Origin of the sequence: Streptomyces sp. NPDC002734 (genome assembly GCF_040295685.1) — a bacterium.
GTDB lineage: Bacteria > Actinomycetota > Actinomycetes > Streptomycetales > Streptomycetaceae > Streptomyces.
Genome location: NZ_JBEOVU010000026.1, coordinates 62,363 through 76,379, shown reverse-complemented (window position 1 = coordinate 76,379; position 14,017 = coordinate 62,363). Strand labels below are relative to the sequence as shown.

Genomic DNA, 14,017 nt, shown 5'->3' with positions numbered 1-14,017 from the left:
CGCCGTCAGCCCCGCAGCCTTCCGACCGTCCTCAGGCTCCGCGCGGCCAGCGCCTGAAGCCGGGGACGCCGCCGCACGAAGCCGTGCGCCCGGCGGGCCGGTTCGTGCCCCAGCCAGTGCAGCGCCGCCCCCACCCCGGGACGGATCACGGTCCCCTCGTGGACCGTCGACTCACCCGTCTTCAGCGCGTCCTTGTACTCGGCGGCCCCCCGCCCCATGTCCAGCAGCCCGATGCCCGCCCCGGCGGCCGCCTCGGCCATCCGCAGGTGCAGGATCAGGCCCGGGGAGTACTTCGCCAACTCCGGTTCGTACGCCGGGAACCAGCACGCCAGCACCGTCGAGGACCGCAGCCCGAAGTGCGCGGCCACCGGCCGGTCGGCGGCGTACAGCACCGACAGCACGCCCCCGCACTCCTGCGCCCGGGTCGCGGCCAGCGTCCGCACCAGGCGGTTGATCCATTCCTGTGCGAACCGGTCCCGCCGCCCGGTCCGGCGGTACTGTGCCGACTTCCACGCCATCAGCGTCCGCAGCGCCCGCGGGTCCCGTTCGTCGAAGACGAACCGCAGTTCCCCGACCTGCCGGCCCAGGCGGCGCTCCTTGGCCAGGGTGGTCCGCAGGAACTTGGGCGACTGGCCCCGCAGCACCTCCAGATAGGCCGGGTAGCCCTCCCCGACGTCAACGACGTAGGAGGGGTAGGAGGCGGTGACGTGGCCCGTGAACGGCGTCCGGCCGTCCTCCAGGTTGTCGAAGGTGAAGCTGTTCAGCGAGCAGGCGCGCAGCAACTCGTCGGCGCCCAGGGCGGTTCCGGGCCGCAGCACGGCCCCCTGGAGGTCCGAGACCCCGAGCCCCAGCGCCCTACCGCTGCCCCACGGACTGCGTTCGAAGGGCAGGAACCCGACGATGCCCGCGCCGTCCTCCGCGCTGCCGCCGTCCCGTCCGCCGTCGTCCCTCTCCTCGATCACCGCCACCCGGGCCCGCGGCCTGACCTGCCCCAGGGCGACGGCGAACTCCGGCTCCATGAAGGGATTTCTGATCGCACCCGACTTGGCCCGCAGCTCACGCCAGGTCTCGGTCTCCTCCGCCCCGAGCTGCCCCGGCCTCAGTACACGCACACGTCGTCCACCGCTCACGATGACCCCCCGGTCGAAGCCCCCACGGCCTCCGGACCCCCCGGCCCGTGGACACCGCGAGGATCGTACAGCGGTCGGGGGCTTCCCGGTAGATACCGTCGCAGGACGTGACCAAGCGTGGAGAAGCGCGCAACCGGCGCATTGTGCCACCACCGGGACGGTACGGACGGCATGGGCTCAAGTGGCTGCGGTGATCACGGGAGCGGCCCGGCCCGGCCGCGGTCGACCGGGGCCACCCCGGTGACCCGCGGCCCTGTCGCGCTATAGCGTTGGCCTTCCGGTCGCGGCGTCGTGCGTCTCGCGACGGAGGCCCTTTCTGACAGGAGCAGGACGCGAGCATGTCGGGTGAGATGTCCCCCACCGGAAAACCCTTCGGAGCCGGCTCGTCACCCGAGCTGCGCGCCTCCCACGCGGACCGGGACCGGGTGGTGGACGTGCTGCGCATCGCGGCGGGGGACGGGCTCCTGACGGCGGAGGAACTGGACGAGCGGCTGGAGATCGCCCTCTCCGCCCGGACCCTCGGCGACCTGGCCCCGCTCACCGCCGACCTGCCCCCCGTGTCGACCGCGGCCGGCGTCGCGGTGGGGGAGGAGGTCAAGGACCTCGTCCGGATCAAGCAGGTGCACAGCGGCGCGATCTCGCGGACGGGTCGCTGGGTGGTGCCGCGCCGGATGGAACTCGACGTGACCTTCTGCCACCTGACCCTCGACTTCACCGACGCCGTGATCACCCACGACAGCCTGTCCGTCGAGGTGAAGATGACGGGCAAGACCCTGACCCTGATCACCAGGCCGGGGGTCGAGGTCGACACCGACGGAATGCAGCTGGCCCACTGCCGCGTCGTACACCGCCGGGACCCGGCCGGTGCCCGCGTGCCGACCGTCCTGCGCGTGGAGCTGGCCGGGAAGAAGGCCCACGGCCGGATCGTGGTGCGGCCGGCGCGCCGTACCTTCGGCCAGTGGCTGCTGCGCAGGCCGGCGTCCCGCCCCGCCGACGTCTGAGCCGCCTGTCCCGGTCCGGCCCCCGCCCCCGGGGCGCCGAAGCCCCGGGGCCCGGACCGGAGGGCGCCGGGCCGTCGCCCCGACGTGAGGGCGGCCGGCTATCGCCCCGACGCCGGCCAGGGCCGGTGCCCCGGGCCGGTCGGGTGGGTGCCCGTCACGGCCATGACCACCGAGTAGAGGCTGGTCTCCGCGGTGATGAACAGGCGGTTCCGCTTGGCCCCGCCCCAGGCGATGTTGGAGACCGCCTCGGGGACGACGAGCCGGCCGATCAGAGTGCCGTCCGGGTCGTAGCAGTGCACGCCGTCGTCCATCGCCGCTGCCCAGAGCCGGCCCCCGTCGTCGAAGCGGAGGTTGTCGAAACGGGCGCTCTCCCGGTCCTGGGCCGTGGCGAAGATCTGACCGTCCGACAGTGAACCGTCCTCGCGTACGTCGAAGACCCGGATGCAGCCGGCGCCGGTGTCCGAGACGAACAACTGCCGCTCGTCGGCCGAGAACACCAGGCCGTTCGGCGCGCCGAAGCAGTCGGCCACCAGCCGCACCTCTCCGCTGTCCGGGTCGACGCGGTAGACGTTGCGGGCGCCGATCTCGCTGTCCGCGCGGTGGCTCTCGTAGTCGCTCGTGATGCCGAAGTCGGGGTCGGAGAAGTAGACGGAGCCGTCGGACCTGACCGCCGCGTCGTTGGGGCTGTTCAGACGCCGGCCCTGCCATCGGTCGGCCAGGACGGTGACCGTGCCGTCGTGCTCGGTCCGCGTCACCCGGCGGTTGCCCTGCTCGCAGGAGATCAACCGGCCCTCGCGGTCGAGGGTGTTGCCGTTGGTGTGCCCGGCGGGGCTGCGGAAGACGCCGACGGCGCCGGTCGCCTCGTCCCAGCGCAGCATGCGGTCGTTGGGGATGTCGCTCCAGATCACCTGCCGCCAGGCGGGCAGGTAGACCGGGCCCTCGGCCCAGCGGCAACCGGTGTACAGGACCTCCAGGTCCGCGTCACCGTTCATGCACCGGCCGGCGCGGAACCGTTCGTCGAACATCTCGTACAGCGCTGGGCGCTCACTGGCCATGCTGGTCGTCCTCCCCATCCGGGCTACCCGGCCCGACCGAAGCGTTTTCGGCGCGCGCCGATGATTGCAGGATCAGATATGGTGAACGCAAGATGTTTCCGAATGGAGAGTTGTGGATCACATTGATCGGCAGCTGCTGGCGCAGCTCCAGCAGGACGCCACCCGGTCCTACGCGGTGCTGGGGGAGGCCGTCGGCCTCTCCGCCGGGGCGGCCCACGAGCGCGTGCGGAAGCTGCGGGAGCGCGGCGTCATCCGGCGCACCACCGTCGAGGTGGACCCGGCGGCGGTGGGCAGCGGGATCCTGGCCTACGTGATGGTCGACTCGACCTCCTGGATGGGCGATTCGGCCGGTGCCTTCGCCGCGCTGCCCGAGGTCGTGGAGGCGCACGTCATCGCAGGCAGCGCGTCGGTGCTGCTGAAGGTCAGGACGGCCACGACCGAGGGACTCCAGGACGTGCTCCGGCGGATCTACGCGATCGACGGGGTCAGCGGGACGCAGGCCACGGTGGTCCTGGAGACCTTCTTCGAACGGCCGGTGTCCCCTGCGGAACCCGGCGCGGCGTGACGGGAGTTGACGGCACGCCGGCTGAGGCGACCGTCAGTGGGCCCGGAGCCGGCGGAGGGCCGTCACCGGGTCCGCGGCTCGGGTGACGGCCCGCCCCACGACGACGTGGGAGGCGCCCGCGGCGAAGGCGGCGGCCGGTGTGCCCGAACGGGCGTGGTCGCCGGGAGCGTCGCCGGGCGCCGCCACTCCCGGCGTGACGATCAGGGCGTCGCCGGGCAAGCACGCCCGCAAGTCCGCCACTTCACCCGCCGACGCGATCACCCCGTGGCATCCGGCCCGCTCGGCCAGACGGGCCAGCCGGAGCACCTGGCTGCCGGTAGGACCCGCCACGCCGACGTCGGCGAGGTCGGCGTCGGTCATGCTGGTGACGACGGTCAGCGCCAGCACCCGCAGCCGCGGGAATTCGCGTGCCGCGTCGACGGCGGCGGCCATGATGCCCGCCCCTCCCATGCCGTGCACGGTCACCATGGAGACGCCCAGCGCGCCCGCCGCGCGGACCGCTCCGACCACGGAGTGCGGGATCTCGAACAGCTTGAGGTCCAGGAACACCTCCTTGCCCCGCGCGACGAGCTCCCGCACGACATCGGGCCCCGCCGTGGTGAGCAGCTCGAGCCCCACCTTGTAGAAGCGGCACTCGGCCCCGAGCGTATCGACGACACGTCGTGCGTCCTCGCGGTTGTCGTGGTCCAGGGCGACGATGACGTGTCCGGCGGTCTCCATGCCCCCATGGTGAACAATTCGCCGGGCCGCGGAGGCGGAACCTGCCACGATCCTCGAATGGGAGCATGGGGACGCCATCGCGCAGAGGGTCGCCGACGCGGCCACCGTGCGTCGCCGGGACGGTGTACCTCCACCTGTCCTCCGTGGACCCCGCCAGGGAGCGGGTGCAGATCAGCGACAACCGCGGCCGCGTCAACAGCTGGACGAGCCACGACCGGGTCTTCGGTATCTGCGTGGCGGTCGACGGCATCGCCACGTCACGGACCGACGGCAGGACCCGCTACCCGGGTCGCGACGCCGCCTCCGACCGAGTCCGTCCTCACCGTCCTCAGGAGTGCTTTCGGACGTTCTCGCCCCCCGGCTGCAAGAAAGGCTGATGAGCCCTTGTAGTCCACGGCGACGACGGGTGTCATGTGATCTTCCGAAGATCTTGAACGCGATCGGTATGGGGGCAGTGCATGGGAATGTGGGGGGCGGTTCCGCGTCGGGAGCCGAGTGAGGTCCGGGTACGCGGTGGTGTGAGGGCGCTGGCCACGGTGCTGGCGCTCGCCGCGCTCAGTGGGGGCGTACCGGCTGCCGCCGCGGTCGCGGCAACCGGAGCATCGGGCACGGAAAAGCAAGCGGTCAGCTCCCGCTGGTCGTTCGAGACGACCGAAGGCGTCGGTCCGGTCACCGTTCCGGACGAGGCCGACACGGCCAACGTGCTCACCCTGCACGGCGGTGCCGTTCCGACGGAGACCTGGCAGGTCGACGTGGGCGGACTGGCCCTGGACGGCACCGGCTACGCTACGGCCGCCACGGTGCCCGTCGACACGACCGGCAGCTTCACGCTGACGGCCTGGGCGCAGGCGGACACGGCGCCGACGGAGACCGTCACGGTGCTGAGCGCCGAGGGAAGCACCCGGCCGGCCGTCCAGGTCTCGTTCGTGCCGGACGAGGGGAACCCGGACAGTGGCGTCGGCACATGGCGGCTGTCCGTGGCCGACCAGGACGCATCCGACGCCGAAGTGGTCGTCGTCGACGCTGCCGAGGTCAGGGACGCCCGCGACTGGACGCACCTGGCGGTGACCTACGACGCCACAACGAAGGAGGCCCGCCTCTACGTCGACGGGGTCCTGCTGGAGCGCGCCTGCGCCGACGACGACGGAGACGGGGTGGCGGACGACGCCGCGTGCGCGGCCTTCGAGCCGTGGGCGGAAGACGTGACCGTCTTCGGGGCGTCGTCCTTCCAGATCGGCCGGTCGGGCAGCGGCTCCGACGCAGGCGCGTACTTCAGCGGTCTGGTCGATGACGTCTGGGCGTTCGAAGGCGCGCTGAGCGACTCCCAGATCGGCCTGCTGTCGGTCAGCTTCTTCGACGTGCCGACCGTGGTTCCGGGAACCGGGGTCGGGGGCTGAACCAGAGCTCGAGCGCGGGGCACGCCGGCCGTTGCCGTCCGGCGTGCCCCCTGTGCGACCGGCGTCCGAGCCGTCGCCGGCGGGACCTCAGTGGCGGAACGGCTTGATCAGGGCGCGGATCTGGTCCGCGGCGCCCCAGTCGTGGTCGAACATCGCGACGAGGGCCAGGGACTGCCGCAGCTGGATCAGCGGCATCCGGGCACGCCACCCGGCGTCCAGCCCGGTCAGCTCCGCGTACACGTCGAAGAACCGCGCGGCCTCCGGCGGATGCGGGGAGCACCACAGGTGCGCCAGGTCGACCTCGGCCCACGTGTAGGAGACGGCCGGGTCGATCAGCGCGGGGCGGCCGTCGCCGGTGGCGAGGACGTTCTGTGCCCACAGGTCGCCGTGGGTCAGGCAGGCGGGCCGGGGCGGCAGCAACTCGGGCAGCCGCTCGCACAGTCGCTCCAGCGCCCGCCGGTCCTCCGGCCCGAGGGCCGCCTCGACGCGGCGCTCCGGCAGCCACCGCAGCAGCCGGCGCCGGGCGAAGAACTCGTACCCGTCGTCGGTCCATGCGTTCTCCTGGCGGTAGCGCCCCAGCCAGTTGTCACGTTCCCAGCCGAACCGGTCGTGCACGGTCGAGGTGTGCAGCCGCGCCACCTCGTGGGCCAGCCGCTCCCAGAAGGCCTCGTCGCCGGCCGGGCGCTCGCCCAGCGCGGACAGGACCAGCAGCTCCCGGGTCGCCAGCACCACGTCAGGGGTGGCCAGTGCGCCGCGCTCCCGCAGCGCGCCGAGTCCCTCCGCCTCCGCCGCGAACAGGTCGTCGGCCGGGATGTCCGCGAACGACTTCACGAAGAGCGGCGCGGCGCCCGGGCGGACGGCGAGGCCGGCGACCGCGGCCATGCCGCCCTCCACCGGTTCCACGGAGGTGACGTCGGTCAGCCCGGCGTCGTGGAGGCGGCCGAGGAGGAGCGAGGTGGTCTGCACGAGTGGGCAGGCTAGCGGCGGGCGCGGGTGCGGCGCGAGAGGGTTTCCGCCCTGCGGACGGGGCCCGGCGCGGCAGTGGCGTGACGGCGCGCCGTCGGCCCCCTCCGCGTGGACGGACCGGCGGACGGGCGGACCGGCGGACCGGGCGGACCGGGTGAACCGGTGGACCGGCGGACCCGGCGGCCACACCCCCCGCCGTGTCACAGGGGCGAGGGCCGTCTCGTCCCAGGGGATGAAGGAACGCAGCCGCCAGGACGAAGGAGCACACCATGGACGCACGGCTCAACTACTTCGCGAGCCCCACCGCCGGGAAGGCGCTCAAGCAGTTCATGGCCGTGGGGAGGATCCTCAAGGAGTCGGCGTTGCCCGCGGCCACGCAGGAGCTGGTGTCCCTGCGGGTCAGCCAGATCAACGGGTGCGCCGCCTGCATCGACATGCACACCAAGGAGGCGGAGGCGGCGGGCGAGACGGCGCCGCGGCTGCACCTGGTGGCGGCCTGGCGGGAGGCGACCGTCTTCACCGAGGCCGAGCGGGCCGCCCTGGCACTCGCGGAACAGGGCACCCGGGTCGCCGACGCGGGCGAGGGGGTCAGCGACGAGGTCTGGGAGCGCGCCGCCCGCCACTACGACGAGGACCAGCTCGCCGCGCTGGTCCTGCTGGTCGCGTTCATGAACACGGCGAACCGGCTGAACATCATCGCCCGGCAGCCCGGCGGCGACTACCAGGCCGGTCAGTTCCACTGAGTGTCCCGTCCGCCGACCCCGCGAGGAGAGCACCCGTGAACAAGGTCGAGGAGTTCGAGGAACTGCGGCCCCTGCTGTTCTCGATCGCCTACCGGATCCTCGGCAGCGTGGGGGAGGCGGAGGACGCGGTCCAGGAGACCTGGCTCCGCTACGACGCCTCCGCCACCCGCCCCGACTCGGTCAAGGCGTACCTGTCGACCACGGTGACCCGGCTCGCCATCGACGTGCTGCGCTCGGCCCGGGTGCGGCGCGAGGAGTACGTGGGGCCGTGGCTGCCCGAGCCGCTGCTGAACGACCCCTACGAGGACCCGGAACGCGCGGCGGAGCTGTCCGACTCGGTGTCCATGGCCGCGTTGCTGCTCCTGGAGCGGCTCACCCCGCTGGAGCGGTCGGTGTTCGTGCTGCGGGAGGTGTTCGCGTTCGGGTTCGGCGAGATCGCGGAGGCGGTGGGCCGCTCGGAGGCGGCGTGCCGGCAGCTGCTGGTGCGGGCGCGCCGGCACATGAACGAGGGCCGCCCCCGCTTCGAGGCCGACCGCCGGGAACGGCAGGCGCTCGCTGCGCGGTTCTTCGAGGCCCTGTCCCAGGGGGACGTGGACGGGCTGCGGGTCCTGCTCTCGGCAGACGTCCAGTCGCTCGGGGACGGCGGCGGCAAGGCGCCGCAGCTCGCCAGGGCCGTCGTCGGGGCGGACCGGGTGGCACGCCTCTTCGCCTCCGTGTACCCGACGATGGCCGAGGCCGGGATCACCGGTGAGGAACACGAGATCAACGGGCAGGCGGGCGCGGTCTTCCGGGACCGCGACGGCAGGGTCCTGCACACACTGGTCCTCGACATCCTCGACGGGCGGATCCAGGCGATCCGCTGCGTGATCAACCCGGACAAGCTCCGCCACCTCGGCCCCGTCGCCGACGCGTGGGCCCTGCACCGGGAGGTGAAGCAGACCCTCGGTCGGCCCAGGTGACCAGCCCGGGTGCACGGCCCGGGTGAGCGCGGGCCCGGTGAGGGGCCGGTGCGGTGCCGGCGCTTCCATCGGGCTGCCCTCGGCTCCGCTGCTAGATTCCAACGGTGGAGGATCAGCTGCCCAGCGGGGGCGCCGAGTTGTCACCGCACGAGATCGAGGCCCTGCACGCCAGATGGTCGTCCTGCTGGACCCCCTGGGAGGTCGCGCGGCGGCTGGCTGGGATCGGCACGCCCTGGTGCGTGGCCGCGGGGTGGGCGCTGGACCTGTTCCGTGGCGAGCGGACGCGTGATCACGGAGACATCGAGATCGCGATCCCGGCGGCCGGCTTCCCCGAAGTCCGCCGCCGCTTCCCCGGCCACGTCTTCGACGCGGTGGGCGGCGGCCGCGTCTGGGAGGGCGCCCCGCCCGAGGCGCTGGCCGCCGTGCACCAGACGTGGCTTCGCGAACCGGCCACCGGCGACTACCTGCTCGACGTGTTCCGCGAACCGCACGACGGCGACACGTGGATCTACCGGCGCGACGAGCGCATCCGGCTTCCCTACGCCGACGTCGTCCACCGCACCCCGGACGGCATTCCGTACCTGGCGCCCGAACTGGTCCTGCTGTTCAAGGCCGGGCACACCCGCCCGAAGGACCAGGCCGACTTCGAGGCGACCGTCCCGCACCTGACCGCCACCAGGCGCGCGCACCTGGCCGCGCTGCTCGCCCGCGCCCACCCGGGACACCCCTGGATCACCGCCCTGTAGCGCACGCACACACGGTGGTTGACGGGCCGTCGACCCCGGTGACGGCGATCGGGTTGGCCGGTTCCCGCCGAGGGGCAGCGCATCTCGGCCATGATGCAGAGAACTGTTTGCAGAGGACCCTCTGCACGTTACCTTCGCTGCATGAGCGACGACGTGAGCGACGACATGGGCGGCGACAAGAGCGGCGACGCGACCGCTTCGGCCTCGCGCGATTCCGCGGGCGACACTCCGCAGCCCGCCCCGGGCAAACCCGTACGCCGCCTCGACGCGCGCAGCCTGCGCGGCCTGGCGCACCCCCTGCGGATGAGCATCCTCGAGTTGCTGACCCTCGACGGTCCTGCCACCGGCACCGCCCTGGCGGCGCGGCTCGGGGAGAACACCGGCACCGTGAGCTGGCACCTGAGGCACCTCGCCGAGCACGGCTTCATCGAGGAGGAGGCCGGCCGCGGCACCAAGCGGGAACGCTGGTGGAAGGTCGTCGACGAGACCAAGGTGCTGGAGACCGCGGAGTTCCGTGACGACCCCGCCACCCGGGGCGCGCTCTCCGTGTACCTGCACGAGATCGTGCAGCAGTACTTCAACCGGGTCACCACCTACCTGAGCGAGAGCTGGGACGAGGAGTGGCAACGGGCCGGCACCCTCTCCGACCGGCGGGACCTGCGGCTGACGGCGCAGCAACTGACGGCGATGAACGCCGAGTTGCTGGAAGTGATCGCCCGCCACGCCACCGCTCCGGGCGAGCGGCCGGAGCCCGGCGCGCTGCCCGTCGTCGTGCAGCTCCAGTCGTTCCCGCGCAAAGAGCGGGGCACGGCGTGAGCCGGGCGGCAGGTCCCGGCCTGCTGCGGCGGCACCGCGACTTCCGACTGCTGTGGTGCGGTGAGACGGCCGGCAAGTTCGGCTCGTCCGTCACCTCCGTGGCGATGCCCCTGGTGGCCGTCTCGACCCTGGAGGCCGGCGCCTTCGAGGTCGGGCTGCTCGGCGCCTCCGCCTGGCTGCCGTGGCTGGTCATCGGTCTGCCGGTCGGAGCGTGGGTCGACCGGATGCGGCGCAGGCCGGTCATGCTGACGGCCGCCGCGGTGTCCTTCCTGCTCTTCCTGGCGGTCCCGCTCGCGGCGTGGGCCGGCTTGCTGAGCATCGGGCTGCTGATCGTCGTCGCGCTGCTGACGGGCACCGCCGCCGTCTTCTTCCAGACCGCCTACAGCGCCTACCTTCCCAGCATCCTCGACCCGGAGGACCAGCCCGAGGGCAACGCGAAGCTGCACGGCAGCGCGTCCGCCGCGCAGATCGCGGGGCTGGGCTCGGCCGGTCTGATCGGGCAGGTGGCGGGCGCGGTCAACGCGATGTTCGCCAACGCGGCGACCTTCCTCGTGTCGCTGCTGTGCCTGGCCGGCATCCGGCACCGCGAACCCCGCCCCGAGCAGGCGGCCGCCCGGCCGAAGGCACTGCTGCACGAGGTCGGAGAGGGGTTACGGCTGGTCGCCGGCGACCGGTGGCTTCGCAGTCTCACCCTCTTCGGCGCCACCTCCAACCTCGCCCTGATGGGCTACCAGACGATCCAGGTCGTCTTCCTGGTCGACACCGTGGGCCTGGCGCCGGGAGCGGTCGGCGGACTCATCGCCGCCACCAGCGCGGGAGGCGTCGCGGGCGCGTTCGTCGCCCGCCGGATCGCCGCCCGCATCGGCACCGCCCGCGCCATGCTGGTCTTCGAACTGGGGCTCGCGGGGCTCGTGTTGCTCGTCCCGGCCACCCACGCCGGAGCGGGGCTGGCGCTCTTCGTCGTGGGCGGCTTCTGCGTCTCGGCGGGCGTGGTGGCCGGAAACGTCGTCAAGGCGAGCTTCCAGCAGCGTTACTGCCCGCCCCGCCTCCTCGGCCGGCTCACCGCGAGCACCGCGTTCCTCAACTTCGGGACGCTGCCGGTGGGCGCCCTGCTCGGCGGCTGGCTGGGCACCGTCCTCGACCTGCGCACCGCCCTGTGGATCACCACGGCCGGTGTGCCGCTGGCCGCGCTCGTCCTGCTCTTCTCACCCGTCGGCCGCACCCGCGACCTGCCGACGGCGCCCCGCCCGGAACCCGGGCCGACGCGCCGCCCCCTGGAGCGGCAGGGAGGGTGAGGACACCCGCGGCGGTCGCGGCGGTCGCGGGGTCACCGCCCCGGCCAGGGGTATCCGAGGGCATCGGCGAACTTACGGGAACCGCCGCACACTTCGCCGACCCGGTTTTTTGAGGGGCGGCACGCAGACGCGGAGGGTCAGACGGGCCGGTGCCGTGGGGGTGGTGCCGGTGGTGCTCATCGGCGGCCCGACCCGATCCACCGCCACGCGACGGCGCAGGTGACGAAGGGGGCGACCAGCAGGGAGAGCATCCACAGGCCCACGCTCGCCGGTGAGTACACGTAGTACTGCCACCGGGGCGGCAGCAGCGACGGCGCGGCCACGAGCAGGAACAGCACCACCCAGGTGAGCAGCACCACCGCCGCCGCCCGCACCACCGTCATCGCCGCCTCCTCGTCGCCGGCCCGGCGCCCGGGGTCTCCTGCCGAGGCCCGGGTCCTCCTGCCGAGGTCCGGCGACACCCTATGCGGCGGGCCCGGGGGGCGCGGGCGGGGCCCCCGGACCGGGTCGTTCCGTCAGAGGAGTTCGGCCTGCTCCGGGGTGGGCGGCAGGGAGAGGTACAGGCGGGTGCCCTGCGGGCGGAAGCCGGCCCGCTCGTAGACGCGGCGGGACCCCTCGCCCGAGTACTCCAGCCAGACGGACCCCGCGCCCCGGCCGAACATCGCCTCCGCCACCGCGGCGGTCACCGCGGCGGCGACACCGCGGCCGCGGAAGGCCGGGCGGGTGCCGACGCCGGACAGCTCGGCCGTGCCCTCCGCCGGTGCGGAGCAGGACGCCCCGCCGAGGACCCCGGTCCCGGGTTCGCGGACGAAGCGCACGGCGCCGCCGTTGCGTTCGGTGTTCCGCAGACGCTCGGCGCCCTCCTTCGAGGACCCGAACAGCCCGCCGAACGCCTCGGACAGCGCGGCGTCGAGCTGCCCGAACTCCTCGTCGGTGGCGGGCGTCTCCACGCGCGGGGAGCCGGCCGTCGTGGGGAGGACCAGCGTGCCGGGCGTGCACACGAGGTACTCGTGCACCGCCTCGGTGCCGAACCCGGCGGCGCGCAGGGCGGGTTCGACGGCGGGCGCGGCCTGCGGCGCGAACTCCAGCCGGGGCAGCAGGCCGCGCTCCTGGAAGAGGGCGGTCAGCGACGCGACGTCGCGCCCGGTCGGTTCCGCGCCGGGCAGCGGGGTCGCGTAGTTGAGGTACGGGCTGTCCGTGCCGGGCATGAAGCCCGCGACGAAACCCCCGGTCTCGACGACCTCGGGACGGCGGCGGAGATTGGCTACGGCAAAGCTCTGGACCTGGTTGTCCATGGTGGTGATCGACCTCACGAAGTCTCAGCTGGTTCCGCGCCGACGACGAACCCGGTGACGGGCGCGACGGATCGAGGCGCGGCGGAGTCGCGGTGCGCGAAGGCACCGATACGTGGGGCCGCCGTGGGAGACGGCGTGGCAGACCGAGGCCGCGTGAAGCGGGTGCTCAGTGCCGACGGCGGCCGCTGAGGGGCGCCGCAACCATGGACTTCGTTCCTCACCGTGAGTGTGGTCCGCGTGATCGCGGACGACGTCCACCTTGGCACGCCCGCTGGCGGCGGGCAAGCGATATATCCAGGTGAGCGACCGGGGCGCCCGCATAGGGTGCCCGGCATGAGACGCACGGACCGCGTGGCCGACGACGGGACCTGGACCGGCCTGGCCCTGGAGGCGGAGGGCCGGCCGCGCCCCGGGCTGTGCCTGTCCGCCGGTGACGGGCGGATGCTGCTCACCCAGGAGACGCGGCCCGTCCTCCTCGCCGCCGTCAGCGGCGACCACTGCGAGGTCGGGTTCTGGCGCACCGACGCCTACCGTTCCGTCCTCCCGCCCTGGCGTGCCGACACCGCGCGCGAGCTGGCCGGGCGGCCGGACCGCTGGGCGCACCGCTTCGCGGACTGCCTGGCCGCGACGCCGGGCGGCCCGCTGCACGACGGGCGATGGCTGCTGACGCCGCAGGGCCCGCCGCCCTGGGACCGAGGAGCCGAGCCGCCGGATGAGTACTGGGGCGAGACGATCGTCGAGGGCCATCCCGACGGATACGTCGACTGGTTCTTCCTCAACGGCGAGTGGGCCCTCCTCCCGCTGCGCCCGCTGCCCGGCCAGGACGACGCCCGGGTCAAGGCGTACCGCAAGCAGGCCCGCGAGGGCGTCCTCCCGCCCGTCCTGCTGTGGCGGGTCAGCGGTCTGTACTGCCACGTCGTCCTCGACGGTCATGCCCGGCTCGCCGCCGCCCTCGCCGAATCCGTTGATCCGCCGCTGCTGCACCTGGTGCGCACGGCCCCGGGGGACGAGGTGGCCGCGGGCACCCGGCGGGCCGTGGACCGGTACGAGGCCGAACTGGCGCGGTTCGCCGCGCTCCGCGCCCGCCACGGCGACGTGGTCCCCGACGGCGCCGGGAGCGCGGGCCCGGTCCTGGCCCGCCGGCTCGAGGACCTGCGCACGGGGACCCGCCCCACCTGGGCCTGGCCGCTGCCCGGCGGAACCGAGGGGTGGCGCCGGGTCGTCCGGGAGACGACGGGCGGGGCGTGGGACGGCAAGTGACCGCCCCCGGCCGGGATCCGGCAGCCGGCCGTCAGGGACCTGCCCCGGCACGAGCGACGTCGGGGCGGG

Annotated in this window: 15 protein-coding genes; 9 read left to right on the top strand and 6 right to left on the bottom strand. The window is 73.6% G+C overall.

The genetic code is table 11. The features are described from left to right. Positions 1 to 5: 5 nt before the first annotated feature. Positions 6 to 1,112 (bottom strand): GNAT family N-acetyltransferase, encoded by a 1,107-nt coding sequence (locus ABT026_RS22495; protein ID WP_351116744.1) that lies wholly within the window; start codon positions 1,110 to 1,112, stop codon positions 6 to 8. A 356-nt stretch (positions 1,113 to 1,468) separates the two neighbouring features. Here ABT026_RS22495 and ABT026_RS22490 point away from each other — a divergent pair, with 356 nt between their 5' ends. Beyond that, positions 1,469 to 2,131, top strand: a complete 663-nt coding sequence (locus ABT026_RS22490; protein WP_351116742.1) for a DUF1707 SHOCT-like domain-containing protein — start codon at positions 1,469 to 1,471, stop codon at positions 2,129 to 2,131. A gap of 98 nt (positions 2,132 to 2,229) precedes the next feature. Here ABT026_RS22490 and ABT026_RS22485 read toward each other — a convergent pair whose 3' ends face one another. Next, complete coding sequence (locus tag ABT026_RS22485) at positions 2,230 to 3,186, bottom strand: SMP-30/gluconolactonase/LRE family protein (RefSeq protein WP_351116741.1); 957 nt, start codon at positions 3,184 to 3,186, stop codon at positions 2,230 to 2,232. A 112-nt stretch (positions 3,187 to 3,298) separates the two neighbouring features. Between ABT026_RS22485 and ABT026_RS22480 the strand changes: the two genes are divergently transcribed. Then, positions 3,299 to 3,751: an Lrp/AsnC family transcriptional regulator gene (locus ABT026_RS22480; RefSeq protein WP_351116739.1), complete on the top strand. Its 453-nt coding sequence runs from the start codon at positions 3,299 to 3,301 to the stop codon at positions 3,749 to 3,751. A gap of 33 nt (positions 3,752 to 3,784) precedes the next feature. On the opposite strand, the gene pyrF is transcribed toward ABT026_RS22480, so the two are convergent. Further along, the gene (gene pyrF / locus ABT026_RS22475) at positions 3,785 to 4,471 is read right to left on the bottom strand and encodes an orotidine-5'-phosphate decarboxylase (RefSeq protein WP_351116737.1); all 687 of its coding nucleotides are present in this window, start codon (positions 4,469 to 4,471) and stop codon (positions 3,785 to 3,787) included. 518 nt (positions 4,472 to 4,989) lie between these two features. Here pyrF and ABT026_RS22470 point away from each other — a divergent pair. Beyond that, the gene (locus ABT026_RS22470) at positions 4,990 to 5,868 is read left to right on the top strand and encodes a LamG domain-containing protein (protein WP_351116734.1); all 879 of its coding nucleotides are present in this window, start codon (positions 4,990 to 4,992) and stop codon (positions 5,866 to 5,868) included. An 87-nt stretch (positions 5,869 to 5,955) separates the two neighbouring features. On the opposite strand, the gene ABT026_RS22465 is transcribed toward ABT026_RS22470, so the two are convergent. Continuing rightward, positions 5,956 to 6,834: a fructosamine kinase family protein gene (locus ABT026_RS22465; RefSeq protein ID WP_351116732.1), complete on the bottom strand. Its 879-nt coding sequence runs from the start codon at positions 6,832 to 6,834 to the stop codon at positions 5,956 to 5,958. A 269-nt stretch (positions 6,835 to 7,103) separates the two neighbouring features. Here ABT026_RS22465 and ABT026_RS22460 point away from each other — a divergent pair, with 269 nt between their 5' ends. The 5 genes from ABT026_RS22460 to ABT026_RS22440 all read left to right on the top strand — a co-directional run bounded on the left by ABT026_RS22460 (position 7,104) and on the right by ABT026_RS22440 (position 11,393). Continuing rightward, positions 7,104 to 7,577: a carboxymuconolactone decarboxylase family protein gene (locus tag ABT026_RS22460; protein WP_351116730.1), complete on the top strand. Its 474-nt coding sequence runs from the start codon at positions 7,104 to 7,106 to the stop codon at positions 7,575 to 7,577. A 35-nt stretch (positions 7,578 to 7,612) separates the two neighbouring features. Further along, entirely contained in the window at positions 7,613 to 8,536 is a 924-nt protein-coding gene (locus tag ABT026_RS22455) for an RNA polymerase sigma-70 factor (RefSeq protein ID WP_351116729.1), read from the top strand. Positions 8,537 to 8,640: 104 nt separating this feature from the next. Further along, on the top strand, positions 8,641 to 9,282 hold the full coding sequence (locus ABT026_RS22450) for a nucleotidyltransferase domain-containing protein (RefSeq protein ID WP_351116727.1): 642 nt from the start codon (positions 8,641 to 8,643) through the stop codon (positions 9,280 to 9,282). Between the two features lie 141 nt (positions 9,283 to 9,423). Continuing rightward, positions 9,424 to 10,098: a helix-turn-helix domain-containing protein gene (locus ABT026_RS22445; protein ID WP_502968027.1), complete on the top strand. Its 675-nt coding sequence runs from the start codon at positions 9,424 to 9,426 to the stop codon at positions 10,096 to 10,098. Further along, the gene (locus tag ABT026_RS22440; RefSeq protein WP_351116726.1) at positions 10,095 to 11,393 is read left to right on the top strand and encodes an MFS transporter; all 1,299 of its coding nucleotides are present in this window, start codon (positions 10,095 to 10,097) and stop codon (positions 11,391 to 11,393) included. The genes ABT026_RS22445 and ABT026_RS22440 overlap by 4 nt, the downstream gene beginning before the upstream one ends. 176 nt (positions 11,394 to 11,569) lie before the next feature. On the opposite strand, the gene ABT026_RS22435 is transcribed toward ABT026_RS22440, so the two are convergent. Beyond that, positions 11,570 to 11,776, bottom strand: a complete 207-nt coding sequence (locus ABT026_RS22435; protein ID WP_351116724.1) for a hypothetical protein — start codon at positions 11,774 to 11,776, stop codon at positions 11,570 to 11,572. Positions 11,777 to 11,908: 132 nt separating this feature from the next. Further along, complete coding sequence (locus ABT026_RS22430; RefSeq protein WP_351116784.1) at positions 11,909 to 12,688, bottom strand: GNAT family N-acetyltransferase; 780 nt, start codon at positions 12,686 to 12,688, stop codon at positions 11,909 to 11,911. A gap of 333 nt (positions 12,689 to 13,021) precedes the next feature. Between ABT026_RS22430 and ABT026_RS22425 the strand changes: the two genes are divergently transcribed. Beyond that, positions 13,022 to 13,948, top strand: a complete 927-nt coding sequence (locus ABT026_RS22425; RefSeq protein WP_351116722.1) for a hypothetical protein — start codon at positions 13,022 to 13,024, stop codon at positions 13,946 to 13,948. Positions 13,949 to 14,017 lie beyond the last annotated feature (69 nt).